This window comes from Brucella sp. NBRC 12953, assembly GCF_040369775.1.
Classification (GTDB): domain Bacteria; phylum Pseudomonadota; class Alphaproteobacteria; order Rhizobiales; family Rhizobiaceae; genus Brucella; species Brucella pseudogrignonensis.
Window position 1 is genome coordinate 423,127 of the sequence record NZ_BAABSV010000005.1, and the last position, 25,041, is coordinate 448,167.

Here is a 25,041-nt window from a genome sequence, read left to right on the forward strand (position 1 = left end):
ATTTTTCATTTCGTTCCTCGTTTTTCTCTTCTTATGTTCAAACTCATCAGGCATTGCGCGTGATTTTTTCCAGCGCCGCCCGAACCTTTTCCGACGACCCGAGAGCCGCCTTATTCAAGACCAGTGAAACCACAGGCGACGACAAACTGCCGGTCACATGGAGAATTTCATGGTCAAGATCGTTGAAGAAACGCCGCTGAATTTCAGCAGCCCAATGGCGTCCGAGCGAAAGCCCGCTCGCGACCTGCTCGGCAATCACCACACGATTGGTCTTGGCTATAGACTGGCCGATAAGCTCCCAATCAATGCCCGTCATATCGAGGCTGCGCATGTCGATAATCTCAGCATCTATGCCGGATTCTTCCGCGGCTTTAACCGAGGCCTGTACCATCACAGATGTTGCAAGCACCGTACATGCCGAGCCTGATCTCACGATACGGGCCTTCCCGAGAGGAATACAATAATCACGGTCTTCCTTGGGCACGAGGCTTTCACGCTGATAAAACTCAACATGTTCGATAATGGCCACCGGATCATTTGACTTGAGCGCGCTGTTCATCAACCCGACATAGTCAAAGGCATTCGTGGGGGATACGACACGCCATCCCGGAAACATGGCAAACAATGCCGATGGATCACCCGAATGCTGAGAGCCGTAGCCAGTGTGCGGCGACACGCGAACGCGCATCACGATCGGCACGGGAAAACCATCGCCGAACATATGACGGACTTTGGAAATACCATTGGCGATCTGATCAGCCGCAACAAAGCAGAAGTCGCCAAACATGATTTCCACAACCGGGCGCAGACCCCGCAAGGCCGCTCCCAGCGCAACGCCCGTAAAACCATTTTCGGCAATCGGCATGGCGAGCACTCTTCCCGGGAACAGCTCAAGTGCGTTCTTGGTGAACCCGCTGACGCCACCGGCAAAACGGTGAACATCCTCACCCATAACGGTGATTGTCGGGTCTTTCTCCATTGCCCGACCAAGAACATCGGATGCAGCCGCCGCAAAACGCACCTTCACAAGCTCGTCGGCGGAATAGTCCTCAATCTCGCTAAAGCGAGCATCAGAGAACTCCTGCCCGTCGCCAAGTATGCCTTCATCGACGCTTTCTGCTGAAGGCCACAGAGCATCAGGTATCCGCAGCACATTGCTACCGGGTGCTGTTTCAGTCAGGCGAGATCCTGCAGCCTGCACTGCAGCGCTGACTTTCACGTCGATCTCGGCAAGCTCTGCGTCGCTGGCAATGCCAAGTTCCTTCAAACGCCGCTCTGCCTGAGCGATTGGATCACGGCGCTTCCACTCTTCCTCTTCTTCGCCTGTACGATAGCCGAAATCGCTCCCGGCCTTGCTCCCGCTTTGATGAAGGTAGCGATAGCATTGCGCTTCAATAACGACCGGGCCACCTTCTTCTTCAATGATCTGACAGGCATCACGCATTGCCTGATGCACAGCGACAACATCCATTCCGTCGCACTCAATGCCAGCGAAGCCCAGCATTGGGCCGCGCGACGCAATACGTGTTTCGCGCGTGGCATCCTGAATGTGTGTCGATACCGCGTAGAGATTGTTTTCGACGTAGAAAATCACCGGCAAACGATAGAGTGCGGCGATGTTCATCGCTTCATAGGTCGCTCCCTGTAAGGAAGCTCCATCGCCAAAAAATGCGACCGATATGCCTTTTCTGCCAAGCAGTTTATCGGCGAGCGCATAACCGGCGGCATGAGGAATATTGCCACCAACGATAGCACTTGTGCCCGCAATGCCGGATGCGGCATCGCGCATATGCATGGAGCCGCCACGACCACCGCAATAGCCGGGGTTAAGCCCCATAATCTCTGCCATCAAACGATAGACGGCATCATTCATGTCGTCGGTAAAGTCGGATTGAAGAATATCGAAATCCGATGGTGTCTGTGCATTAATCAGCTTCGTCAGCACCTGGTGATGCGCACGATGTGTACCATTGATCTGGTCATTGGAACCGAGCATCGACATGGCGCCCACTGCCGCAGCTTCCTGCCCAATACTGGCATGAGCCGGACCATGAACCAGCCCTGCTTTCTCAAAGTCGAGTATTTTTTCCTCAAAGCGCCGGATGAGCTTCATCTGGCTATACCATTTCAGCAGATCACCGGCATTTGCAGCGCGCCAGTCATCTTCCGTCACATTGAGCCGATACCAGGGCGCAGAAGGTTTCAGTTCAATTTTCTCGGCCATGATAAAGGTTCCCTAATTGCATTCTGCCAATGGCAGTTTCAGTTCTGCCCTGCGGCGCAGCCACAGGCTGGCGCGATATCGCGGATCACCAGTTCTCCCAAACATGCGATCCAGAATATGGACGACGATATCGGCTCCGATCCGGTCGCCCCATTCAAGCGGGCCATATGGATAGCCGAGTCCCAAACGCACGGCAGCATCGAGGTCATCGACTGATGCTATGTTTTGATGAACGATATCGGCTGCGATATTCACAATCATAGCCAAAACACGCTGGCAAACAGTTCCGCATGTATCTTCAACCAGCGACGCTTTGACTCCATCGGACTGCGCCAAAGCGAGAGCCTCTTGCCGCGTAAGGTCCGTTGCTCCCGGTGAAGCGACCAGCGTTCGGTGTCTGTAGATGCCAAATAGCGGATCAAAGCCGATGGTGTTGGCAGAGTTCAGACCTTCCCGCACGATTGCCGAGGTTAGATCATCGCCAATCAAACCGATCAGAACCAGCGCGCTCGCGCTTACATCATTGATGACTGGAACGCCTGCCTGCTTCGCGAGCTTATGCAGCGCCTTGTCAGGTGTATCGCCGATAATCGTCACCGATTTGGGCAGGCTCCGCGCGCCATCGCTTGCTACAGCTGTGGTGGCATCGTCTGAATAATCATAAAAGCCGCGGCCGCTTTTGCGTCCAAACAGACCTGCATCAAGGCGCTGCCGTGTGATAACCGACGGACGATAACGGGGTTCGTGATAATATTGCCCGTAGATCGCTTCCATGACGGGATGCGACACATCAAGTCCCGTCAGATCAAGAAGCTCGAAAGGCCCCATGCGGAACCCAGCAGCATCCCGCAGAATTGCATCAATCGTAGTGAAATCAGCGATATTTTCCCGGATCATCGCAAGCGCTTCCGTGCCATAAGCACGACCAGCGTGGTTGACAATGAAACCCGGTGTATCGGAAGCCATCACGGGTCGATGACCAACCCGTACCGCAAGCTCCTTCAGAACATCAAGAACCCTGGCATCCGTCAGCGCAGCTTTGATTACTTCCACAACGCGCATTAGCGGAACGGGATTGAAAAAGTGAAACCCGGCTATGCGCTGCGGATTTTGAGCTTTACCGGCAATTGCAGTTACCGACAAAGACGATGTGTTCGTTGCGATGATCGCTTCAGGCGGAAGACATTTTTCAAGCGCAGCAATCAGCTCTCGCTTCACGCCAATGTCTTCAACAACAGCTTCTATGACAAGATTGGCCTCAGCCAAATCGCCAAGAGCATCAACAGGTGTGATCCGATCAAGAACACCTGCAGCCGTATCCGAGTCCAGTTTCCCGCGCGAAACCCGGCTATCCAGGCGCTTTGCAAGCTCCTGTTTTGAAGCCTCGGCTTTTCCGGGAAATTGGTCGAACATATGAACAGTCAGGCCAGCCGCAGCCATCGTTTCGGCTATGCCGATCCCCATAATCCCGGCACCAACGATACCAACTTTATTGATAAGACGATATTGCTCCGACATCGCAGCCATACTAGCGCCCCTTGAACTGAGGCTTGCGTTTGGACAGGAAGGCGTCAATGCCTTCCCGTTTATCTTCCGTGTCGAAGAGAAGCTGGAACGCTTTACGCTCCAATCTCAGAGCTGTTTCAAGAGGTGCATCTTCGCCGTGAGTGACAGCCTCTTTGATTTGTTCCGCTGCAAGCGGTGGCATCAGGGCAACTTTTCCAGCAAGCTTTAGCGCTTCTTCCAACGCCTGCCCTTCGTCCGTCAACCGGCTGACGAGACCGTATCTTTCCGCATCCACCGCCGAGAGCATTTCTCCCGTCAGAGCAAGCAGCATGGTCTTATATTTGCCTATCGCGCGTAAAAGCCGCTGCGTGCCTCCTGCGCCAGGCATCAATCCGAGCTTGATTTCCGGCTGACCGAAATTTGCTGTTTTTGATGCAACGATAATATCGGCGTGCATTGCAAGCTCACAACCACCGCCCAACGCATAGCCTTCCACGGCAGCGATCACAGGCTTGGGGCAACGAGCGAGGCTCTCCCAGTAACGATGAAGCCGCTGGGCGAGAATTTCTCCCGCGCCAGTCTGTGCGAACACTTTAACATCTGAACCAGCGGCGAAATTTCCACCTTTGCCCGCAATGACGATAACCCGCGTTTCCGCATCACGCGCAAGCCGATCAACTGCTCCTGACAGTTTCTGGCGGATATCCATATTCAATGCATTGAGTGCTTCTGGACGATTGATTTCCAGTAAGGCCACACCTGCCGCCGGACGGCTTTCGATCACCACATCGGTAAGCTCGGTCATCCTCTCCCCAACTTCCCCTGAACCCATTCCAATCATAGCGAAACCACAAATGGAATTTAATTTCATTTTATATTGTCTCGAACTTTAATCTATGAAACATTCCCTTAGCAATAGGATATTTCTGCAAAACGCGACGTGTTTCATCTTTGTTGAAATCACCCGCGAAGGGGCACTTCATGATCCGCGACCCGGAGACCTTTCAATCACTGTTAGATACGATCAGACGCTTTGTCAGAGAGCGGTTGATGCCCGTCGAAAGACAGGTGGAAGAAACAAACAGCATCCCCACCGATGTCATAGACGACATGCGTGCCATGGGCCTGTTCGGCCTCTCAATTCCTGAACAATATGATGGACTTGGGTTGACGATGGAGGAAGAGGTCCTCGTCGGTTTTGAGCTCGGCTACACCTCTCCGGCATTTCGTTCTGTCATCGGCACAAACAACGGTATCGGGTCGCAGGGGATTATCGCTGACGGCACCGACGCCCAGAAAACCTATTGGTTGCCGAGACTTGCCAGTGGAGAAATCATTGGTTCCTTCGCCCTGACAGAACCCGATGTGGGGTCCGATGCAGGTGCGGTCAAAACTACGGCAGTAAAAGACGGCGATGCTTACATTCTCAATGGCGTAAAACGCTTCATAACCAATGCGCCAATTGCTGGCGTATTCACGCTCATGGCACGAACAGGCGAAGCCGGACCTTCCGGCGTCACAGCATTTCTGGTTGACCGCAATTCACCCGGCCTCACCCTTGGTAAGGCGGACCATAAGATGGGACAACGCGGCACGCAGACCTGTGATGTCTATCTGGAGAATGTTCGTGTCCCTGCGGAAAACATCATTGGTGGTGTGGAAGGCCGTGGCTTCAAGACAGCAATGAAAGTTCTCAACCGCGGTCGGCTGCATATATCCTCCGTCTGCACAGGCATGGCAGAGCGATTAATTGATGAAGCCGTCGGCTTTGCCAAAACCCGTGTTCAATTCGGCAAGCCCATTGCAGAACACCAGATGATACAGGCAATGCTGGCGGATATGAGCACCGAAGCCTATGCCGCACGATGCATGGTGCTCGATTCAGCGCGTGCTTTCGATGATGGGGACCCCGCAATTATTCGCAAGGCGGCAAGCTGCAAACTCTATTGTTCTGAAATGGTGGGGCGCGTCGCCGATCACGCCGTGCAGATACATGGTGGCTCCGGCTATATGCAGGACTATGCTGTCGAGCATTTCTATCGCGATGTGCGCCTGTTCCGTCTTTATGAAGGCACGTCACAAATTCAGCGGATCATCATCGCACGCGAAATGACGAGGGCTTAACCCATGGAAGTTACCGGCAAGAGCAAAATCCTTTTCGTTCTGGCACATCCAATCGGTCATGTGCGGGCAAGCCACGTCTTCAATACCCATTTCGATAAGACAGGGAAGAACGCAGCCGCGGTTCCCTTGCACGTTCATCCTGATGATCTTGCGCAAGTCACGCAATCCATTCGCAAAATGGGCAATGTAAGCGGATTTGGTGTGACTATCCCACACAAGATCGCAATCATTCCGCTTCTCGATGCTGTGACAGATGCAGCGCAAGAAATTGGTGCCGTCAACTTCGTGCGCCGGGAGGAAAGTGGTCGCCTTGTTGGTGACAATTTGGATGGCCCCGGCTTTATCGAAGGATTGCGCAGCAATGGTATCGAACCTAAAGGCATGTCTGTTTTGATGCTGGGAGCAGGCGGCGCCGGGCGTGCTGTGGGCTTTGGGCTGGCAAAAGCGGGCGCGCGTTCCTTGTGGATCGCCAATCGCGATACTGCAAAAGCTGCAGCGCTCGCCACGGATATACAATCTGCTTATAAAGACTGCTCCCTCCAAAGTGGACCCGATCACGGCAACCACTTCGACCTCATCGTCAATACGACATCGCTTGGCATGGCCGAGCAAGACGAGCTTCCGCTGGATCTGACAGGGATTTCCTCCGACACCATAATATCCGACATCATCGTCAATCCACCGATGACGCGCTGGCTGGAATTGGCCCAAGCCAAAGGATGCAGGATCATCAATGGTGTCCCGATGCTTGATGCACAGATGGTTCTGGCATGCAAACATATGGGCATTTGAGTCGTGATGATGAATTGATATATTCGACCGCTCGACAAGGATGCGTCCGGCAATTGGAGCCTATTGATGAATTTTGTAAATGAACCGGACAACAGCTTGACTGAAGCTGATGATGTTATCGCTGAAGAAGCGCAGACGGAATCTGGCGAGGTGTTGTCCAACACCGTTTACAATACGCTCAAATCACAGCTGATGCAGGCACAGCTCCTTCCGCTTCAGCGGCTCAAGGTCCGCGATCTTGCGCGCTCGTTAGGAACATCTGAGACCCCTGTGCGTGAAGCTCTGATTCAGCTTTCGCGCGAAGGTGCCATCGAGATCAAGCCGCGCTATTACATCCGCGTGCGCAAGCTTTCGGCCGATGAATACGAAGAAATTCGTGCGATGCGTCTGGAACTTGAACCCATGGCGGCGGAACGCGCATTACCGCATATCACTGAAGAAGACATTCTTCAGCTTGAAGATCTGCATAATCGGCTGGTTGCTGCAGAAAAAAGCGGCGACTGGCCGGAAGCATTGCAGACCAACTTTGATTTCCATTTTATCATCTATCGTCATTCAGGCATGAAACATCTGATTGATGTACTTGAAGCGCTCTGGATGCGTATCGGGCCGATCCTTTCGGAACTTTATCCCAACGCAATGCCAACCTATGCCGGCCCTCACCAGCACGAACAGGTTCTGGCTGCCTTGCGCGATCGGGACTCCTATGCTCTGCGCATGGCTATTCGCATGGACCTGATTGAAGGTGGAGCGGCTCTCGTCAGGCATCTGAAATCGTCAGCCTATACAGATTGATCCAAACAAAAAGGCCGACACCACGAGGGCGTCGGCCTGACATCCCTTTGCGACCTTTGCTTATTCAGCAAGCCAGTTTTGCCAGCGTTCACGCAGCATGTTGCGGTTCTCGCCGATCCATTTGAAATCCGGAACAAGCAGCAGTTTGTAGTTATCCGGCGACGTTGCGTAGTTCTTCTGCTCAGCTTCAGGCAGCAAAGCCACGCCTTCTTTTGAATGGGTCGCGTAGTTTGCTGTCTTGATGAAGGCCGGATGGCCTTCTGCATGACCATAGAAGTAATTGATAAACTTCAAGGCGCCTTCCGGATTAGGGGCATCTTTCAGGATAGCGAAATAGCCTGTGTCCATCACGGCATCATTCCAGCTTACATTGAATGGCGCACCATCATTCATAGCGCTCAATGCTCTGCCGGAATAGGACATCGTCATGGCGACTTCCTGATCGCGCATGATCTGTGCCACCTGATTGCCCGTCTTCCACCACACGCTGATATGCGGCTTGATCTCGTCGAGCTTTTTATAGGCCCGGTCCAGATCCATCGGGAAAATCTTATCGCGCGGCACGCCATCGGCGATCAGTGCGATAGCCGGCAACCACCAGTCACGATCGCCCGTATCCGGCAATCCACGCGGGCCGGGAAACGTGTTCACGTCCCAGAAATCAGCCCAGGTCTGAGGCACCTTGTCCTTGTAAACGGATGTGTCATAGGCGAGCAGCATACCGCCCGTCGTTCTTGCAACGCCCTTTTCCTTGCAGGAGCCTTCGACGCCTTTCGCTTCGACATTCGGTAGTTTCGAGCAATCAATCGTCAAAAGAAGATCGGCTTTGTCGACCAGATCGGGACCCGTTGCCGTAACAATATCAAACTCAAATTTGTTGGCGCGCTTCATGGCTTCGACACGCGCCCATTGATCCGGCACCTCAATATCAAACGGCACGACATCCGTGCCGCTTTCTTCCTTGAAAGGCCCGTAGAACTCTTTCTCAAGCGTCTGGCGCATCTGTCCGCCAGTCGTCGCATAAACAACGCTGTCAGCTTTGGCCACTATCGATCCGGCTGCAAGCAGCAACCCGGCGCACATCAGTAATCTGGTAGTTTTCTTGAACATGTTTCCCTCACTTCTATGGTTTTCTTATTCTTCAGACACAGCCTGCTGTGAACGCGTAGCAAGCGCGCGCAGCCCTGCGGCCCCCACCAGAACAATGATGGAAAGCAGCGTGAGCATCACGGCAATCGCTGGGATAATCGGTGTCAGGTTCTGCTCGATATCATCGAACATCATGCGCGGCAGGGTCTTGTCGCGCACACCTGCGAGAAAGAACGAAATTACCGGTTCATCAAACGATATGACGAAGGCAAACAACGCGCCCGATAAGACATTCGGCCATATCAGCGGCAAGGTCACGGCGCGAAAAGCCAAAAAGCGATTGGCCCCACAACACATTGCCGCATCTTCCAAAGCGGGATCGACCTGCGAGAGCGCCGCTACGATCGTAAACACGCTGAAAGGCAATGCTATAATTGTGTGCGCAAAAACGTAACCGGCCGTTGTCTCTGTCAGTCCGACACTTTGAAACATCAGATAGAGCGCAATCGCCAGGGCGATATGCGGCACAACGATGGGGCCAATGAGCAAAGTCTGGAAAATGGTCGCGAGCGCACCCTTGCCGCGAACTATCGCATAGCTTGCACATAACCCAATAATTGCACTCGAAATCGCCGTGAAAAATGCAATCTTCGCGCTGAATGCCGTTGCACTCATCCATTGTGCAGACTGAAAGAAGGCACCAAACCACTGCCACGTAAACCCGCGTGGCGGAAAGGTGATGTAATCGGTCTCACTAAACGCCATTGGCAGAATGATAAGGATCGGCACAACGAGAAAACACAGCACCAGATAGACATAGGCATTGAGGAGCAAATTGCGGCTGTTCATGCATTGCCTCCCATCATCCGGTTGAACTTGAACACACGACCGAGGACCAGCGAAACAGCCATCACCAGAAGTGTAAGAATACCCACCAGTGCTGCTGCGAATGGCCAATCCAGTGTTTCACGCAGCTGCTGGGAAATCAGCGTTGCAATCATCATTTCTTTTGGCGAACCAAGCAGCGAAGGCGTGATGAAATAACCAAGTGCGGTGAGAAAGGTTAGGATCATCCCGCCCATAACTCCCGGCAGGGTGAGCGGAAAAATGACCTCAAAAAAGGTTCGTATTGGGCCAGCGCCGAGAATGGCAGCAGCTCTCGCATAATCCCGCGGCACGTTGCGAATAGCGCCATAGATCGGCAGAACCACAAACGGCAGGAGAACATGCGTCATAGCAATGAGAACTGCGGTTTGGGTATAAAGCAGCTTCAGCGGCTGATCTATGAGGCCAAGTTGAAGCAAACCTTGATTGACCAGTCCATTACGCTGCAAAAGCACTGCCCAGGCAGCGGTTCGCACCAGCACAGACGACCAGAACGGCAACAGAATGCAGGCGGTTATGAAGATCAGTTTTGGTCCGCTCGAATGCGCCATCAGCCATGCGATGGGGTAGGCCATCAGCAGCGCGATCACGCTGACCAGCGCGGCAATCAAGACCGTGCGTCCCAGCACATTGAGATAAACCGGATTTGAGAAAACCCGCTGATAATTGTCCAACGAAACCGATGGCTCTGTCACGGACAAAGCGAGCAGACTGACCAACGGATAGATAAAGAATAGCAATAGCAGCGAGAAGAATGGCAAAAGCAGAAGAAGCATTCCGCCTTTCGATAGCTTGCGCCCGTCTGGCTCAAAGAACATTTTCAACATCGGCTCAGCTCGCACGGGAATAGACGAGACTTGCTTCGGGAGCAAAGCCCAATCGCAGTTTTTGACCTGCGCCAATGTCAGGAACCGCTGCACTCGCCAGTCTTGCGCGCAGTTCTGTTCCGTCGGCCATTGCCCCTAGAATAGCAGTGTCCGGACCGGCATAGATCACATCACGAACGGTGATTTCCAATCCCTGCTCCGCAGGAATTAAGCGTTCCGGACGAACTGCCATCAACGCATTGCCGGATTTTGCTCCCATGACATTTTCAGAGGGTATCGAAACCACGGTGCCGTCAGCGGCTTGCGCCTTGGTCCCATCCCAAACGATCGGGATGAGGTTCATTTCACCGATGAAGCTTGCAGAAAACAGATTGGCGGGACGGTTATAGAGTTCGCGCGCGCTGGCGACTTGCTGAATATGTCCGCCTTGCAGGATCGCAACGCGATCCGCCATTGTCAGCGCTTCACCCTGATCATGGGTGACGAATACGATGGTCATGCCCAATTCGGAATGAAGGCGTTTGATCTCGATCTGCATTTCTTCACGCAGATTCTTGTCCAGCGCCGACAAGGGCTCATCCATCAAAAGAACGCGCGGCGAATAGACAATAGCGCGAGCCAGCGCAACACGCTGCTGCTGCCCTCCCGACAATTGCTTCGGACTACGATTGGCGAAATCGGCAAGTCGCACGCGGGCGAGTGCCTCGCGGGCAATACGGTGCCGTTCTTCTTTTGGCACACCCCTTGTTTTAAGTGGGAAAGCCACATTATCGAGCACCGTCATATTGGGAAACAGCGTGTAGTGCTGAAACACCATGCCGATATTGCGTTTATGCGGCGGTACGCGGGTGTAATCGTTGCTGCCAAACAGAATACGCCCTTTGTCGGGACGCTCGAAACCGGCCAGCATCATCAGGATAGTTGATTTGCCGGAACCCGAAGGCCCCAGCAGGGCAAGGAATTCACCCGGCGCGATCTCCATGTCGAGACCGTCTACCGCTGTGAAGCTCCCATAATTTTTAGTCACTCCCTGAATGCTAATACCCAGCCCGGAATCGGGCGTGCTCTTCTGGCTAGCCATGCTTTCCCCTGATCTTTTTGTTGTTGGCAGAGCTTAACCCGCATTTCGCGTCCATGTCTATAATGATATATCAAATTTATTGATCAAAATGGCTGAGTACTAACTTCAACGCTGTTTTGCCTGGTGTTTTTGCCAGATCGCGCAGTAAAATACCTAAATTCTCATACAGAAACCGATAGAATGCCTCGCAGGGGGAATATTTATCTCACTTTTTGGAATCTCTCTTGACATATCATCACGACAAGGATCATTTTTGATATATCATAATTTGAGGTGATGAACGTAAAAGCGTCATCAAATGGGAGACTACCAATGCCTGCGCATTCCACTTCAGCCCAAACCCTGAGCGAGCACAATCCAGACGCAGAGCTTCGTGCACGCGCCGAACGCGTGATCCCGAACGGCATGTGGGGCCATCAGCGCGCAGCGTCGCTTCCAGAGGGATATCCGCAGTATTTTGCATCGGGCGAAGGTGCTCATGTTACGGATGTAAACGGCAACAGCTATATTGATTTCATGTGTGCTTGGGGACCGATCATTCTGGGCCACCGTCATGAACTCGTGGACGCTGCAGCACTCAGCCAGATAAAGGCAGGCGATTGCCTCAACGGTCCAACAGCGCACGCTGTTGAACTAGCAGAGCTGCTCGTTGAAACGGTACCCCATGCCGACTGGGCATTGCTGCAGAAGAACGGCACCGACGCCACGACCAGCTGCGTAACAATCGCACGCGGCGCAACCAAACGCCGCAAGGTTCTGGTCGCTAAGGGTGCCTATCACGGTGCTGTGCCATGGTGTACGCCATCACTGGTCGGCGTAACAGCCGAAGATCGTGCTCACCTCGTCCACTATGTTTACAACGATGTTGAAAGCCTCACTGCCGCCGCAAAACAAGCCGGTGACGATCTGGCTGCAATCATTGTCTCCGCCTTCAAGCACGACCTTGCCATCCCGCAGGAACTTCCCACCACAGAATTCGCCAAGACGGCACGCGCCCTCTGCGATGCGGCGGGTGCGGCGCTTATTCTTGATGACGTGCGTGGCGGCTTCCGCATTGATCTGGGTGGAAGCTGGCGCGGAACCGGCGTTGAGCCTGACCTTGCTGCTTATTCCAAGGCAATCGCCAATGGTTATTCGCTTGCAGCGGTCACCGGAACCAACCGTTTCCGTGAATCTGCAGGACAAGCTTACATGACTGGTTCGTTTTGGTATGCCGGTGCATCCATGGCAGCAGCGGTTGCCACCATCAAGGAACTGAAGCGTATTGATGGTCCTGCACGCATGAAACATGCGGGCGAACGCCTGCGCACCGGTCTTGATGCTCAGGCACGCGCACATGGTTTTGAGCTACTGCAAACCGGACCTGCCGCAATGCCGCTGGTGCAATTTGTCGGCGATACGGATGCACAGCTTGGCGCACGTTTCTGTCGCGAAGCGCTGAACCGCGGCGTTTACCTGCACCACAAGCACAACATGTTTATCTCCTGCGCACACACGGATGCGGTGATCGACGACGCTCTTTCCCGGACGGAAGACGCTTTCAAGGCAATCTCCACCCGGTAAGGAAAAAGCGTGAGCGAACAGCCGGTCGACGAAAGGGATAACCTTTCAGACATTGTGTACCAGCAGCTCAAATCAGGGCTGCTGCGGGCACAGTTCAAACCGCATCAGCGGTTCAAAGTTCGTCAGCTGGCTCAGGATCTGGGCACATCGGAGACACCTGTTCGCGAAGCGCTCATGCAGTTGTCACGCGAAGGCGCGATTGAAATCAAACCGCGCTTTTACATTCGCGTACGGCGTTTAACGCTGGCTGAGTACAAGGAAATCCGCGCGATGAGGCTCGTTCTGGAGCCTCTCGCAGCCGAACATGCGCTGACAAACATATCCGATGAAACCATCACCAGACTGGAAACCATTCATCAGCATCTGACCGAAGCGGAACGCACGGAAGATTGGCGCGCGGCCCTACAGATAAATTCGGATTTCCATTTCGCGCTCTACAAACAAAGCCGGATGGCACATCTGATAGACGTGCTTGAAAGTCTCTGGATCAGGGTTGGTCCGCTCGTTTCGGAGCTCTATCCAACGGCAAAACCGAGCTATCCCGGACGCCACCAGCACGAGAACATTTTAACGGCGCTCAGCAACCGCGACAGCTATGCGTTACGCCTCGCCGTCCAACTCGACCTCATAGAAGGAGGCGCTGCCCTTCTGAAGCGCCTTCAGCAATACGAACAAGACAATCCCGGCGATGCCGATCGTTCAGCATTGAACAGCAATCAGAATTTTTGATTCAAGGAGGAAGCTCACAATGTCCCGCGACAAGTTCAATTTTCCCGAAATGGGGCCACATGCGATCAAGCCATGGGCGGTTCGCAAAGGCTTTGCGGACGAGCACTTTCTTTCAGACTATCGCTATCAGTTTCCGCGCGAAGACCCTGCCCTGCCCGAAGTTTTCGTCTACACCGAGAAGATGTCTTACGACCCCGGTGAAACGGTCGAGTTTCATGGCTCCACCACAGCCAAAACATGGTCGATCCAGATATATCGCGACGGCCACGAACCTCAAATGATGGACGAGGCTTTCGACCTTCCTGGCAGCTTCACCAAAACATCAGAAACGGCCTATATGGATGGCTGCGACTGGCCAGTTCTCTATAGCTGGAAAATTCCCGACGATGCCCGCTCGGGCTTCTATCGCGTTGTCTCGACATGTATGCGCCCCGATGGCGAGCGCTTCGTTCAACATCATTTCGTTGTGGTCCGCCCGACGAAGAAGACCCGTTCGGGCCGCATTCTCCTCATGTTCGCAACTGGCACCTGGACTGCCTATAATGATTGGGGCGGTGCGAACCACTATTTTGGAACATGGGGTCCAAATAAGAACGAAGGTTCGCCGATCTTGAGCCTGCGCCGCCCATGGTCGAAAGGCATGATCTGGTTGCCGCAGGGAGCTGCGCGCGTTTGTAACCCGGTCTGGCAGGACATGGGGGATGCGACCCGATACCCATCCAAGGAATGGGGCTATACGATGGGGTTCTCGCAATATTATTCGTCTGCTGGCTATGCTCAATACGAACGTTATTTCGTAACCTGGGCCGAGGCAGCAGGCTATCAGATCGACTATATAACCCAGACTGATCTCCACTATAATCCCGGCATTCTCGACGATTATAATTGTCTGGTCACCGTTGGCCATGATGAATATTGGTCATGGGACATGCGCAAAACCGTCGAGGATTTCGTCGCTCGCGGCGGGCATCTCGCGCGCTTTGGCGGCAACTTCCTCTGGCAGATCCGTCTTGAGAATGATGGCCAGACACAGGTTTGCTGGAAAACCAAAGCGCCTACACAAGACCCCATCATGCAAACCGATCAGAAACACCTATGCACGGCGAACTGGGCAAGTGGCGCGGTTAACTGGCCGGGAGCTTCGACTGTCGGTGTTAACGGTGAAAACGGAATGTATGGCAGCTGGGGCGGTTTCTCTCCCCGTGGCTCTCGCGGGCTCACCGTCTACCAACCAGAGCATTGGATCTTCGAAGGCACGCATCTGCGCTATGCGGATATCTTTGGCCACGAAGCCCAGATCTTCGGTTATGAGGTCGACGGGCTCAACTATTCATTCAAGAACGGCTTCCCCTATGCCGTTGAAGAGCACGGCGTACCGACCGAAAAGATCGAAATTCTCGCCATGACACCAGCATCGATCTACGAATATGAACTCGACGGTCAGGGACATCGTTACTATGTTCGCGATAGCGATCTGCAGGGCATCTGCGAAATGGCACCTGATGGCTATGAAGCGGCGCGCAAGCGCCTGGCACATGGTGCGGGTATGCTCGTTTCCATGAAGCAAGGTGACGGTGAAGTGGTAACTGCCGGGCTTTGTGAATGGGTAATGGGCCTCAAGCGCAACTGCGCCTATACCACTACCATTACCCGCAATGTGCTGGACCGGTTTCAGGAAACGAGACCTTCCCGCGCCTGATCCATAATGCAAATCAGGCCCGAATTTTCATTCGGGCCTGTTCCTATCGGCGATCAGCGCGGCATCGGTTTGCTGCCGTAATATCCATAACGCGCGCGAACTTCATCTAGCTCAGTCTCACTCAAAAGAACCGGTTCGCCAATCTGACAAGCCAATATGTACTGACGTGCCAGCGTTTCAAGTTTCTCTGCCAGCAATGTTGCGTGGGCCATATCCCGGCCCCACACCACCATCCCATGGCTTGCCATCAGACAGGCGCGATGGTTGCCCATAGCGCGCACGATTTCATAGGCCAAAGCATCAGAACCAAATACGCGGTAATCAGCACAGGGAACTTCGTTCCCGCCAAATGAAGCAATCATATAATGGAAAGCGGGCAATGGCTTACGCAGACACGACAATGCAACACAGCTATCCGCATGCGAATGGATGACCGCGCCTGCTTCGGGATGATTGCGCATGATTTCTGTGTGTATGCGCCATTCGCTGGAAGGCACCTTGCCCGCAAGATGCTCGCCTTCCACAGAAACGAGACTCATGTCTTCAGGCTTCATAAGCGATGTGGCGCCAGTCGGCGTAACCCAGATATGTTCGCCTTCCCGAATACTGATATTACCGCTGCTGCCGTGATTGAAGCCCTTCTGTTCCATGTGACGCATCGCATCCACGATGGCGCGACGTGCTGTAAGGCTCTGATCATAATCGGTTGGCATCGTCTGTTCCCCGTTGTTGGCAGCCAAGAGTTTGTGATGATGCCTAACTTCATAATCCCGGCAATTGACGCGGTCCATCAAAATGATACTTAATTGGAATTAAATTTCATTATCTATGACGCGCAATTACGCATGGCATGATACGAGGATAAAAATGGGGAATAACGGCACTCTTGGGATCATCGCCGACGATATGACAGGCGCGTTGATGGTCGCTGCTTATTATGAAACAGCAGGCATTAGAACCGCTGTCGTGACAGATATCGAAGCTATCCGCGAATGTGCAGGGGAAGCTGTCGTCATATGGGCCGGCAGAACGCGTCTTGCTGAGCCGGACGAAGCAAAACGACAGATCGCACGCGCAGCTGATGCATTTGATGCAATCGGTTGCGATCAGGTCATTTACAAAGTCTGTGCCAGTTTCGATTCAACAGAACAGGGCAATGTTGGGCCTGCTGCCGATCTGTTGCGCGCACGCTATAACCCCAGCAGTCTTCTATTCTGCCCCGGCTTTCCCAAGTTCAACGCCACGGTTCATCAAGGCTATCTCTTCTATCGAAGCCGCCTCATCTCTGAATCCGTGAAGCGCTACGACCCCGCCACTCCAATGAGCGATCCCGACATGGTGCGTTTCATCGGAAAACAGACGAACGAGCCGATCGGGCTTTTGCCCCACTCCGTACTGCTTAAAGGCAAAGACGCAGCGCAAGCACATCTTGATGAACTCGCAAATGCAGGCAAATGCTATTGCGTTGTCGATGCGAGCGATGACGGTGACGTCAGGATAGCCGCCGAACTGGCACGGGCACAGCCAACAATGGTCAGCTCCGACGCTGTTCTCATTCAGCTTGGAATTGATCGCTTTGCGCCCAAGCCAGCTATCACCGTTGCGCCACCACTACCGAGCCACGGCACTGCCGCGGTTCTGGTGGGAACAGTTGGTCCCATTGCGGATGGACAGATTGCGGTTTTTGCCAAGCAGCACCCGGTTTTGACTCTGGACCTTACCAAAGATGGCGATATCGACGCCATGGTGTCAAAAGCAATGGAATGGGCAAAAGATCATCACGGCAAACAGCCTTACCTCATTTCAACGGCGGTCAGTGATACTCGTGTCAAAGAAATCCAGACAGAGCTGGGCGTTCGCGGCGCAAGCGAAAAGGGTGAAAAGCTTATATCTGAGCTTGCTGCAGCAATTTTCGAACTCGGCGTCGACAAGCTTATCGTGGTTGGTGGTGAAACATCAGGTGGTGTCATCAAGCGCCTTGGTTTGCAGCGACTACGCGCCCTCCCTGATAACGGGATTGGAACCGGTTTCTGTCGAAGCGAGGGCAATGACCAGATCATTTTCTTCTTCAAATCCGGCAAAACAGGAACAGAGACGGTCTTTCTCGATTCCCTGGCCGCGATGTGATGCGAAGGTCTTGTAAGTGGTGAACGTAATTACCAATTAAGGAACACTTCCCGTCAAGACGCTTCCTGCCGCACTAGTCAATGCGGTGTTTGAGGCTGTCCGGGGTAAAAAAGGGCGCTCCCCCTCATGGGTTGAGCGCCCTTTTATTTATCGGCCTAAGCCTTCGGATCAATCACCAGCTTATCTTGAGGCCGCCAGAGGCTTTGCCTGCAACATTCGTGGAACCGCCAAATTCGACAGCAGCCCGAGCATAGAGGCTCATATTTTCCGAAACGCGCGCAACGACACCAACACCAACATCATAGGCTGTACCGCTCATGTCGTTACCGGCTTCAATGACGACATCAACATGCCTGCTGCGCGAAACTCGGCGAACTAAGCAGTGATAAGACCGCTGTCGATAGCCAAAGTCGTTTTATCGAGCTGCGAACGGTATTGCGCTGAGCGAGGCCATTATTGGCGGACATGATCCTGTTCCTTTCGAAGGGGCGTCTCTTCGGGTGAGTTTGGCGCGCACTTCTCCATCCCAAGCCGTCGGGTCGATGCGCTGAACTCTGCTGCTTTGAAACTTCGAACTGGAAGAACCGAGAACCGGCGGGTATTCGGTCCTTCCAGTCGCTATCCGTCACCTTGCGCGCGACGGAAGCTTTGAATTCGCCGGTCACAGCGTAAATGGCTGCGAAAAGCACAAACTTCACGTCGAGATGATTTCAGAATGAAAGGGAACAGGGCGAAACCCGCAAAAGGATCGCTTATCTAATTGATAATAAAAACATTTTTTTGATTCAAAATGAAAAGGAAAGCCGCTTTGCTATGGCTATGGCTATGGCTTTCCCTGCATCTGCTGATCAAGCGCACAGAGATAGGATGTCATCAGTTCTATCGAATGATCGGAAAGCGCTACAAACTGGCGCCGTCCATCATCAGGATCGAGCCAGCGTCGAACCAGGCCAACACCCTCCATTTCGTCTAGCCGCCGCGACGCGGTCGCAGCCGAAACGCCTGACACGATGTAGAGAGAGGAGACAGAAACCTGCTTGTCTTGAAGATGGTTTTCCATCAGATCGAGAAGCATGTGCCAGGCGGGATCAACAAACAACTTGTCAGAAAAATAGCGCGTCTTGATATCGCGTATGCGCAGAAGCTCAAGCATCCGTTCTTTAGATGGGGCGTTGGCAAGAGCGTTCGGCTCATCATTATGAGATAAACCTTGAGCACTTTGCCGCTCCGAGCCGCTTGATGTCACTGGCTGCAATGTTTCCAGCATCGAGCCCAATTGCTGCGCTTCCTGCATCAAACGGGAGAGCCGTTCGTGGCCTTGAGACCATTGCGCCGCTTTCGCGCGCAGCTCATAGGCTTTGGTCGCTGCCTTTGCGACGGATTCCAGAAACGGCACTCGACGAACCGGCTTGTGAAGAAAATCCACTGCGTTCAGTCGTAGCGCTTCAACAGAATTATCAAGCGTCGCATGGCCGGTTACAAAAATAACCTGCAACCAGTTTCGATCCGTGTATCGTTCGCGGATTGCCCTGAGCAGCTCGATACCATCCATCCCCGGCATCCGAATATCACTGACCACCACGTCTATCTCTGGTGTTCTATCGAGCAATTTCAACGCTGCCATAGCGGCAGAGGCACGCAGGCAATTATAGCCCGCGTCGGTGAGCGCCGTTCCCAGAACATCGAGCAATGCCTCTTCATCGTCGATCAGAAGGACCGTTGTATTGGCTGGCGAATTATCCATTTTCTGCCCCCTCCTTTTCGTCTTTTGCCGCACGCAGGATCAGTCGAAACTCTGCGCCCTTTGTACCGTTTTTGACTTCCAGCCGACCGCCCATATCGCGGGCCATACCATAGCTTAGCGATAATCCCAGCCCCGTGCCTTTACCGACGGACTTGGTCGTGAAAAACGGCTCGAACACGCGATCAAGATTAGCTAGCGGTATGCCCGGGCCGGAATCCTCGACAACGACGGCAATCATGTCATCGTCCGTTTGTTCAAAGCGGATTGCGATAAACTCGTCCTCGCCCCGCACCTCACGCCCATCGTCCTGTGGTCGGCTTTCCACGATAGCATCTCGCGCATTCAGCAGCAGGTTAAGAACAATCTGCTCAATCAGCACAAGATCCGCAATCATTTTGTAATCACCGGCGCGGTAATCTTTGCGGATTGAAATGCCCTGAATTTCAATCTGTGTTCCAGCAATGGCAAGCACGCCTTCTACCGCTTCTGCCGGATCAACCGGGCGCAATGAGCCATCACTGCGATGGCCGTAAATGCGCATATGCCGGACGATATTGGCAGCGCGATCAATCTGCCGACTGGCAAGATCGAGGCCATCGACAATCATCGCCTGATCGAGATTGCCACCAGAAACCCGCGCATGAAGATTGTCGACTGCCATCGCAAGCGTTGCGAGCGGCTGGTTGATCTCATGCGCGATCCCGGTTGCAACCTCTCCCAGCGTCACAAGCTTGCCTGCCTGATAGATTGACAGCTCCGCCTCGCGCCGCTCAGTAATGTCGAGACCGACGGCCACCAGGTTCTTTATCTCACCGTCATTGGTTTTGATGGGCGAGACAGACCAGGAAAGCGCACGTTTTCGCCCGTCTGCCAAAGTGATATTGTTCACGGCTTGCCATGGGAGATTATCGACAACCGCTGAAAGCTGTTCGCCAAGTGGCCCGGCAATAGCACCAACCTCCGATTTCAGGGTTTCCATCTCGGGAAATAACTCGTGCATGGCCTGATTGGCAACAATCAAACGCCCCTCAGCATCCGTTACGGCCATCAAAACACCGCCCGTATTGACGATTGTTTCCAGGAACTCTTTTTCGCGTCGTTGGTTTGCAGCCTCAATCATGACATGCACGAGCGAACTTCTATTTTGCATATATTTGCCAAGAATGACGCCAAGAACACCAAGCGCTGCAAACAAAGCCAAAAGTGCAGCGACAATCAACGAGGATGCGGTAAGCCAAGCCTTATAGATCGGTTGCGTTGGCAGTCCCACATAGGCAACGAGAGGCGCAGCGGACGAACGATAATAGGCAAAGATCCGCTCCGTCCCTGTTTTGACGGACGGGTTAATTCTGATGCCTTTACCAGCAGCCAATTGCTCTGGAATGTAAGCTGCAACATTCTGTCCAACGACAGCGGGTGAGCTCGAAGCACGGATGGTGCCATCCGTTCCCATCAATCCGAAAACCATGCCTGGCTGTTCGTCGAGCTGACTGTAAAAGCCATTGAGATAGGCCTCATCAACAACAATCAGGACATAGCCATCGAAGTTGCCACTGCCGTCACTGATGCGACGCGCATAGCTCATAGCCCATCCGCTAAAGTCGCCCGGCACACTCAGTTCAGATTTATAGGGCTTGCTGATGTAGAAATCAGCGGCATCCGGTCGGCTCAACGCCTTGAAATCGACGGCATGGCTAAGATCGCGCCCGACCGGATAATCATCCATGCCGCTGGCATAGACTTTGCCGCTTCTGTCTATAATGGCAATTCCCATGGCAGCAGGCTCTGCGGCTGCGCGGCGACGCATGACTTCGGACAGAAGACCTTCATAGACAATTCGGTCAGCACGATCTTCCATCACTGCTCGGCTTAGCGCATCGAGCTTTGTGAAAACCTGTGTCGTATATTCCGCAAGCGCCTGGGCCAGAGACATGACTTGCTGGCCCGCACTATCAACACGGTTTGTATAGTCGCGGTAGATGATCGTCGTTGCGCCAAGTGATGCGATCAGGATGACAAAGGTCGCAGCAAACCAATAGGTTCGCATGGTCCGGCGGTCGATTTTAGTCAGACGTTCCATCTGTCTCCCAAAGTATGGCATCTCAGACTAAGCAATAAATAGCAGAATTACTAATAAACAGACCGCAATTGCTTTGACGCGCTATCTTACATTGCCGGGCAACCCATGCTGCCATCGCAACTGCAGGCGGATATCAGTTGCACGTTGATGAAGCATCGAATGTTTGCATTCTTCTATTGATGTCCACATCGGGAAATTGACCTGTCTGAATCCACATTCCGCATCCCGATATTTTCGCCATGCGGTTCTCGCTTCAATAAATTGTCTTTGACGCGAGGCAGGCAGACCAAACAGCAGCATCTCTTCCAGCTTCTGCAGATCGGGCGACACGGCCGCCACATTCAACGGCTCGACAGGACTTGCCCAGAGCAGCGATGACAAGAGGTACAGTGAAACAATATTGATCATCTGGCATGCTCCCCACCCAACTCCCTTTGAGCGCAACGCGTTGAATCAGAAAGGCAGCGCTCTTCGCGCTGCCTTTACTTTGTGACTTATTACTTCAGCTTGTCTTTGAACAAATCCAGCGCTTCAACCGCGCAAGCTTCGTCAAGATTGCCACCTGGTGCGCCACCAATGCCGATTGCGCCGATGGTGTCATCACCAATCTTGATCGGAACGCCACCAGCCAGCACGAGGAAGCCCGGGATAGATACAAGCTGTGCCGCACCAGGATTTTTCTGCACATTCTCAGCCATCATGCTGGTTGGGGTGCGGGCGGATGCGGATGTGAACGCCTTTGCCTGCGCAGCATCAATCGTGTGCGGGCCAGCTTTGTCTGCACGCATCAGGGAACGGAGCAAACCGGCACGGTCAACAACAGCAACCGATACATTGTAGCCCTTGGCCGTGCAGATCTTGACGGCTTCGCTGGCGATTTCATTGGCAGTTGCCAGGGAAATGTTTTTCTCTTCAAGTTCGGCAGCCGAGACAGTGGCAGTACCAAGAACCAGAGCTGCGATTGCAGATACGATCAAGTTTTTCATTTTGACTTCCATCCGTTTGAGTTGTCATCACGAGAGTAGGGTCGAACAAATCGACGGTTTAACTGTCTCCCGACCGACGGCTGTTGCGGGGGCGTTGCCAATGCCGATCGGGAGCGCCTGACCTCAACCATACGAGGGTATCCGAGGCCTTGCCTGCTTCGCTACCAGGGTAGCGTTTTAAACTGTTCAACTTTCAGAGCAGTCAACAGCGTATTCCTTTAGACGCCGGAAATCATGAAGCTTAACGCCGCGATCCAGAATGTCAGGCATCCAGTGACCATGGTCAGCCATATCGGCACCAGAATGCGTTGGGGCAGCTTTTCCTCATACTCGAATGCCAATTCCGTTATGTCTGCAAACTCATTGCGCGAGGAATTTTTGAATTCAATTACAGACATTGGCTTCACCTTTCCGTGCTCTCAGCCTGCATCATTGCGGCGGGCTACGAAGCTAAAATGGAGCCATTGCCAATAAATTTCATCCAAGAGTGAATTCAGGATGAAAGCATTCAGCCTTAAACAGCCGCATACACCAGTATCTAATTGAAATATTTTCATAATTTCAGGTTCAGATTGAACCTTCTTAGCTCGAACAAGCGCTCAAGCCTTATCGAGTGGCTCAATTGTCGCCACTCGATTTCACTGTTATCGAAGCAGGATAGCGGGATTGCCGACTATTGCTGAGCAAGCTGCTGCTTCAACATATCGGCTACGACCTTATCAAAAGAAACGTCACCATTTTTCGCGTTCTTCTGCATTTCACTTTCAACATACTCGTCCCGCTTCTGGACAAGATCCGTCATCTGGCGCTCAAGCTCGGTTCTCACATTCAGGGTTTCATCGATAATCTTCTTCTGCTCCGCATGGGATTTGTCCTTCAACAAGGCTGGCAGCTCGCTTTCTTTGACTTCGTCCCATTTCAGGTTCTTGTTGCGGATATCGTCAAGAAGATCGCCGCCACCCGTAACAACCTCCTTCATTGATGATCGCTTGGAATAGAACTTGGAGTTCTCGACCTGCGCCTCCATCGGTGCTGCGGCTTTCGCGGCTAGTTTGCTGTTGAGCTCTTGCCTGATCGCGGCATTACCGTATGGCATGATTGTGTTATCGATGTTCTGCTGAACCGTAATGATCTCCTGATCATAGGGTGTTTTGACTTCATCAATACGTCCACCATCCTGCGCAATCTGGATATAGCGACCTGATCCACGCTCCGCGATATCCTTCCAGAAGTTGCGGGTTTCTTCAGAGTTACCCGCTTGGACGGCATTCACGCGAATATTTCGGCTTTTTGCTTCGGCCAAAATCTCAGGATATTTGCGCTCACCCTTATAATCCATGTGAGGTGGGGCATCGCCGACCAGGAACACAATTCTCTGGGTTGCGGAGCCTTCGCTCCATGTCAGTCGCCCAATCGCATTATCAAGCGCCTCATTGACGGATTCAGGATCATCACCGCCGCCATCAGCCTCAAAGCGCCTCAGATTTGCGTAAAGTGACTGCAAATCTTTGCTCATGTCAAAGGATTTGACCACATAATCGTCACCACGATCACGATATCCGATAAGTGCCATTCTTATATCTGCATCAGGCTGCACATCGACGATTGTATTCGCAATCGACCAGATTTTGCGCTTCGCTCCCTCAAGCAAATCTACCATTGACCCTGTGGTATCGAGTACGAAGGCCACTTCAATGCGTTTGGGTTGGGTTTATACCTGCTGGGAGGTTGGCTCGGCAAAGGATGCCGTGGCAAACAGGAGCGATGCAAATGCCGCTAATGCCGATGCTGTAGAAGCGCTTTTCATGAGTTCTCCGCCAATCGTTAGGGAGAATATAATGAGCCGCGACATTATGTCTTAAGTAAGCCTGCGAAGCCGCAATTAATAGGCAGACTTCAAGTGATGAGTGGTCGAGACCTAGCGAAGTAATATTACTCGATAGCATCCACGTTGCAGGTCAGCGTTGCACCCTGAGATGTAACAAATATTTTTTCCATAGTGGTGAACGATATCTCGTACCCCTCACCTACGAAAGTCTTATGAGGAGCATCCGTTGTTTTCTCAAGCGAACGTTCACGTCCAAAAGCATTTAGAATGATCTGTTCGGGCTTGTCTTGCGAAGTAATAATCTCAATCGCATTTTCATGATCGCATATATACGAGATATGATCCTGATCGGCTTCAGCCAAAGCAATACTCGGCGACAATGCAAGGGCAGCGATCAGGCAGAAGCGCATTCGAAACACACCTTCAATAATGATATAAGCCCATTCATAATCAAAAATTCGAAACCGCCCAAGAGGAGATTGAGCGATTCTGAACAAGAATAACCATATGCACTGCGCGCTTCACTGGCAGTAGTGACGTCAACGACCCGTTACAAGCTTATTACTTGGCTTAGTATAGAGTTTCAAAGCCACTTTTTCATAAGCGCCGCGTTGTTTTTTAGGATAGCTGGGCTTGCATTGTTCTGTGAGGCTATCCGGCGTCAGCATATAAGCAGCATGGCTTATGTTGGCCAGCCCTTTAGCCTTCTTCATCATCTATCAGGAACGGCAAAAGCCCGGCTGTTATGGACCGGGCTTTTTGATTTTATTGATGTTTTTGGGGGGTGGTTTCGTGTGATGCTTTTTGCCGTTCGTCGGGTAATCGATACTCAATCGATTACTATGCTCCTCACGGTTCAGGTTATAATGTTGAAGAGTTGAGAGCGCTCAAAAATCGATTGATTATCGATTTTAGCTCAAACGGGCTGCTCCATGGAGCTTGCACAAGCCGTACAGCTACCA

Annotated in this window: 24 protein-coding genes; 7 read left to right on the forward strand and 17 right to left on the reverse strand. The window is 52.7% G+C overall.

Annotation, left to right across the window (positions count from 1 at the left end; all coding sequences use genetic code 11):
• Positions 1–46: 46 nt before the first annotated feature.
• From ABWV94_RS14945 to ABWV94_RS14955, 3 genes are read right to left on the reverse strand one after another with little or no spacing between them, the layout of a single operon-like run.
• Positions 47–2,224, reverse strand: a complete 2,178-nt coding sequence (locus ABWV94_RS14945; protein ID WP_353414062.1) for a dehydrogenase E1 component subunit alpha/beta — start codon at positions 2,222–2,224, stop codon at positions 47–49.
• A gap of 12 nt (positions 2,225–2,236) precedes the next feature.
• A complete protein-coding gene (locus ABWV94_RS14950) occupies positions 2,237–3,751 on the reverse strand; it encodes a 3-hydroxyacyl-CoA dehydrogenase (RefSeq protein WP_353414064.1) in 1,515 nt (504 codons plus the stop codon).
• A gap of 1 nt (position 3,752) precedes the next feature.
• Positions 3,753–4,601, reverse strand: a complete 849-nt coding sequence (locus ABWV94_RS14955) for an enoyl-CoA hydratase-related protein (protein ID WP_353414066.1) — start codon at positions 4,599–4,601, stop codon at positions 3,753–3,755.
• Positions 4,602–4,711: 110 nt separating this feature from the next.
• On the opposite strand from ABWV94_RS14955, the gene ABWV94_RS14960 reads away from it, so the two are divergent.
• The 3 genes from ABWV94_RS14960 to ABWV94_RS14970 all read left to right on the forward strand — a co-directional run bounded on the left by ABWV94_RS14960 (position 4,712) and on the right by ABWV94_RS14970 (position 7,441).
• Entirely contained in the window at positions 4,712–5,854 is a 1,143-nt protein-coding gene (locus ABWV94_RS14960; RefSeq protein ID WP_353414068.1) for an acyl-CoA dehydrogenase family protein, read from the forward strand.
• 3 nt (positions 5,855–5,857) lie between these two features.
• Positions 5,858–6,646 carry a shikimate dehydrogenase family protein gene (locus ABWV94_RS14965; protein ID WP_353414070.1) on the forward strand — a complete coding sequence of 263 codons (789 nt, stop codon included), beginning with the start codon at positions 5,858–5,860 and terminating at the stop codon, positions 6,644–6,646.
• Between the two features lie 66 nt (positions 6,647–6,712).
• Positions 6,713–7,441 carry a GntR family transcriptional regulator gene (locus tag ABWV94_RS14970; RefSeq protein WP_112813001.1) on the forward strand — a complete coding sequence of 243 codons (729 nt, stop codon included), beginning with the start codon at positions 6,713–6,715 and terminating at the stop codon, positions 7,439–7,441.
• Between the two features lie 60 nt (positions 7,442–7,501).
• Here the strand turns inward: ABWV94_RS14970 and ABWV94_RS14975 are convergent, their stop codons facing one another.
• The 4 genes from ABWV94_RS14975 to ABWV94_RS14990 are packed head-to-tail and all read right to left on the reverse strand — an operon-like array spanning position 7,502 to position 11,323.
• Positions 7,502–8,551 (reverse strand): extracellular solute-binding protein, encoded by a 1,050-nt coding sequence (locus tag ABWV94_RS14975; protein ID WP_039860548.1) that lies wholly within the window; start codon positions 8,549–8,551, stop codon positions 7,502–7,504.
• A gap of 24 nt (positions 8,552–8,575) precedes the next feature.
• A complete protein-coding gene (locus ABWV94_RS14980; protein ID WP_007878229.1) occupies positions 8,576–9,379 on the reverse strand; it encodes an ABC transporter permease in 804 nt (267 codons plus the stop codon).
• The gene (locus ABWV94_RS14985) at positions 9,376–10,242 is read right to left on the reverse strand and encodes an ABC transporter permease (RefSeq protein WP_353414072.1); all 867 of its coding nucleotides are present in this window, start codon (positions 10,240–10,242) and stop codon (positions 9,376–9,378) included. Before ABWV94_RS14985 ends, ABWV94_RS14980 begins: the two co-directional genes overlap by 4 nt.
• Before the next feature lie 4 nt (positions 10,243–10,246).
• On the reverse strand, positions 10,247–11,323 hold the full coding sequence (locus ABWV94_RS14990) for an ABC transporter ATP-binding protein (RefSeq protein WP_064321461.1): 1,077 nt from the start codon (positions 11,321–11,323) through the stop codon (positions 10,247–10,249).
• 312 nt (positions 11,324–11,635) lie between these two features.
• On the opposite strand from ABWV94_RS14990, the gene ABWV94_RS14995 reads away from it, so the two are divergent.
• From ABWV94_RS14995 to ABWV94_RS15005, 3 genes are read left to right on the forward strand one after another with little or no spacing between them, the layout of a single operon-like run.
• A complete protein-coding gene (locus ABWV94_RS14995; RefSeq protein ID WP_007878225.1) occupies positions 11,636–12,886 on the forward strand; it encodes an aminotransferase class III-fold pyridoxal phosphate-dependent enzyme in 1,251 nt (416 codons plus the stop codon).
• 9 nt (positions 12,887–12,895) lie between these two features.
• Entirely contained in the window at positions 12,896–13,615 is a 720-nt protein-coding gene (locus ABWV94_RS15000) for a GntR family transcriptional regulator (RefSeq protein WP_353414075.1), read from the forward strand.
• Positions 13,616–13,634: 19 nt separating this feature from the next.
• Complete coding sequence (locus ABWV94_RS15005; protein WP_353414077.1) at positions 13,635–15,314, forward strand: N,N-dimethylformamidase beta subunit family domain-containing protein; 1,680 nt, start codon at positions 13,635–13,637, stop codon at positions 15,312–15,314.
• A gap of 53 nt (positions 15,315–15,367) precedes the next feature.
• On the opposite strand, the gene ABWV94_RS15010 is transcribed toward ABWV94_RS15005, so the two are convergent.
• Positions 15,368–16,027 (reverse strand): class II aldolase/adducin family protein, encoded by a 660-nt coding sequence (locus ABWV94_RS15010; protein ID WP_064321459.1) that lies wholly within the window; start codon positions 16,025–16,027, stop codon positions 15,368–15,370.
• A gap of 193 nt (positions 16,028–16,220) precedes the next feature.
• Here ABWV94_RS15010 and ABWV94_RS15015 point away from each other — a divergent pair, with 193 nt between their 5' ends.
• The gene (locus tag ABWV94_RS15015) at positions 16,221–17,441 is read left to right on the forward strand and encodes a four-carbon acid sugar kinase family protein (RefSeq protein ID WP_502905180.1); all 1,221 of its coding nucleotides are present in this window, start codon (positions 16,221–16,223) and stop codon (positions 17,439–17,441) included.
• 172 nt (positions 17,442–17,613) lie between these two features.
• Here the strand turns inward: ABWV94_RS15015 and ABWV94_RS15020 are convergent, their stop codons facing one another.
• The 9 genes from ABWV94_RS15020 to ABWV94_RS15060 all read right to left on the reverse strand — a co-directional run bounded on the left by ABWV94_RS15020 (position 17,614) and on the right by ABWV94_RS15060 (position 24,792).
• Positions 17,614–17,778 (reverse strand): autotransporter outer membrane beta-barrel domain-containing protein, encoded by a 165-nt coding sequence (locus ABWV94_RS15020; RefSeq protein ID WP_353414109.1) that lies wholly within the window; start codon positions 17,776–17,778, stop codon positions 17,614–17,616.
• A 486-nt stretch (positions 17,779–18,264) separates the two neighbouring features.
• Positions 18,265–19,185 carry a response regulator gene (locus ABWV94_RS15025; RefSeq protein ID WP_113158467.1) on the reverse strand — a complete coding sequence of 307 codons (921 nt, stop codon included), beginning with the start codon at positions 19,183–19,185 and terminating at the stop codon, positions 18,265–18,267.
• Entirely contained in the window at positions 19,178–21,265 is a 2,088-nt protein-coding gene (locus ABWV94_RS15030) for an ATP-binding protein (RefSeq protein ID WP_353414082.1), read from the reverse strand. Before ABWV94_RS15030 ends, ABWV94_RS15025 begins: the two co-directional genes overlap by 8 nt.
• An 81-nt stretch (positions 21,266–21,346) precedes the next feature.
• Positions 21,347–21,673 (reverse strand): lysozyme inhibitor LprI family protein, encoded by a 327-nt coding sequence (locus ABWV94_RS15035; RefSeq protein ID WP_079213148.1) that lies wholly within the window; start codon positions 21,671–21,673, stop codon positions 21,347–21,349.
• Positions 21,674–21,762: 89 nt separating this feature from the next.
• On the reverse strand, positions 21,763–22,251 hold the full coding sequence (locus ABWV94_RS15040) for a GlcG/HbpS family heme-binding protein (RefSeq protein ID WP_079213150.1): 489 nt from the start codon (positions 22,249–22,251) through the stop codon (positions 21,763–21,765).
• Positions 22,252–22,469: 218 nt separating this feature from the next.
• Positions 22,470–22,649 carry a hypothetical protein gene (locus ABWV94_RS15045; RefSeq protein WP_064321455.1) on the reverse strand — a complete coding sequence of 60 codons (180 nt, stop codon included), beginning with the start codon at positions 22,647–22,649 and terminating at the stop codon, positions 22,470–22,472.
• Between the two features lie 275 nt (positions 22,650–22,924).
• Positions 22,925–23,941, reverse strand: a complete 1,017-nt coding sequence (locus ABWV94_RS15050; RefSeq protein ID WP_502905176.1) for a vWA domain-containing protein — start codon at positions 23,939–23,941, stop codon at positions 22,925–22,927.
• Positions 23,942–24,183: 242 nt separating this feature from the next.
• A complete protein-coding gene (locus tag ABWV94_RS15055) occupies positions 24,184–24,576 on the reverse strand; it encodes a hypothetical protein (protein ID WP_152027393.1) in 393 nt (130 codons plus the stop codon).
• Between the two features lie 42 nt (positions 24,577–24,618).
• Positions 24,619–24,792, reverse strand: coding sequence for a hypothetical protein (locus ABWV94_RS15060; RefSeq protein ID WP_353414087.1), 174 nt, complete (start codon positions 24,790–24,792; stop codon positions 24,619–24,621).
• Positions 24,793–25,041: the final 249 nt, after the last annotated feature.

Excerpts from the sequence above, each read along its gene's own strand:
- ABWV94_RS14945 (WP_353414062.1), bottom strand. The coding sequence starts at position 2,224 with ATGGCCGAGAAAATTGAACTGAAACCTTCTGCGCCCTGGTATCGGCTC.
- ABWV94_RS14950 (WP_353414064.1), bottom strand. The coding sequence starts at position 3,751 with ATGGCTGCGATGTCGGAGCAATATCGTCTTATCAATAAAGTTGGTATC.
- ABWV94_RS14955 (WP_353414066.1), bottom strand. The coding sequence starts at position 4,601 with ATGAAATTAAATTCCATTTGTGGTTTCGCTATGATTGGAATGGGTTCA.
- ABWV94_RS14960 (WP_353414068.1), top strand. The coding sequence starts at position 4,712 with ATGATCCGCGACCCGGAGACCTTTCAATCACTGTTAGATACGATCAGA.
- ABWV94_RS14965 (WP_353414070.1), top strand. The coding sequence starts at position 5,858 with ATGGAAGTTACCGGCAAGAGCAAAATCCTTTTCGTTCTGGCACATCCA.
- ABWV94_RS14970 (WP_112813001.1), top strand. The coding sequence starts at position 6,713 with ATGAATTTTGTAAATGAACCGGACAACAGCTTGACTGAAGCTGATGAT.
- ABWV94_RS14975 (WP_039860548.1), bottom strand. The coding sequence starts at position 8,551 with ATGTTCAAGAAAACTACCAGATTACTGATGTGCGCCGGGTTGCTGCTT.
- ABWV94_RS14980 (WP_007878229.1), bottom strand. The coding sequence starts at position 9,379 with ATGAACAGCCGCAATTTGCTCCTCAATGCCTATGTCTATCTGGTGCTG.
- ABWV94_RS14985 (WP_353414072.1), bottom strand. The coding sequence starts at position 10,242 with ATGTTGAAAATGTTCTTTGAGCCAGACGGGCGCAAGCTATCGAAAGGC.
- ABWV94_RS14990 (WP_064321461.1), bottom strand. The coding sequence starts at position 11,323 with ATGGCTAGCCAGAAGAGCACGCCCGATTCCGGGCTGGGTATTAGCATT.
- ABWV94_RS14995 (WP_007878225.1), top strand. The coding sequence starts at position 11,636 with ATGCCTGCGCATTCCACTTCAGCCCAAACCCTGAGCGAGCACAATCCA.
- ABWV94_RS15005 (WP_353414077.1), top strand. The coding sequence starts at position 13,635 with ATGTCCCGCGACAAGTTCAATTTTCCCGAAATGGGGCCACATGCGATC.
- ABWV94_RS15010 (WP_064321459.1), bottom strand. The coding sequence starts at position 16,027 with ATGCCAACCGATTATGATCAGAGCCTTACAGCACGTCGCGCCATCGTG.
- ABWV94_RS15015 (WP_502905180.1), top strand. The coding sequence starts at position 16,221 with ATGACAGGCGCGTTGATGGTCGCTGCTTATTATGAAACAGCAGGCATT.
- ABWV94_RS15025 (WP_113158467.1), bottom strand. The coding sequence starts at position 19,185 with ATGGATAATTCGCCAGCCAATACAACGGTCCTTCTGATCGACGATGAA.
- ABWV94_RS15030 (WP_353414082.1), bottom strand. The coding sequence starts at position 21,265 with ATGGAACGTCTGACTAAAATCGACCGCCGGACCATGCGAACCTATTGG.
- ABWV94_RS15035 (WP_079213148.1), bottom strand. The coding sequence starts at position 21,673 with ATGATCAATATTGTTTCACTGTACCTCTTGTCATCGCTGCTCTGGGCA.
- ABWV94_RS15040 (WP_079213150.1), bottom strand. The coding sequence starts at position 22,251 with ATGAAAAACTTGATCGTATCTGCAATCGCAGCTCTGGTTCTTGGTACT.
- ABWV94_RS15045 (WP_064321455.1), bottom strand. The coding sequence starts at position 22,649 with ATGTCTGTAATTGAATTCAAAAATTCCTCGCGCAATGAGTTTGCAGAC.
- ABWV94_RS15060 (WP_353414087.1), bottom strand. The coding sequence starts at position 24,792 with ATGAAGAAGGCTAAAGGGCTGGCCAACATAAGCCATGCTGCTTATATG.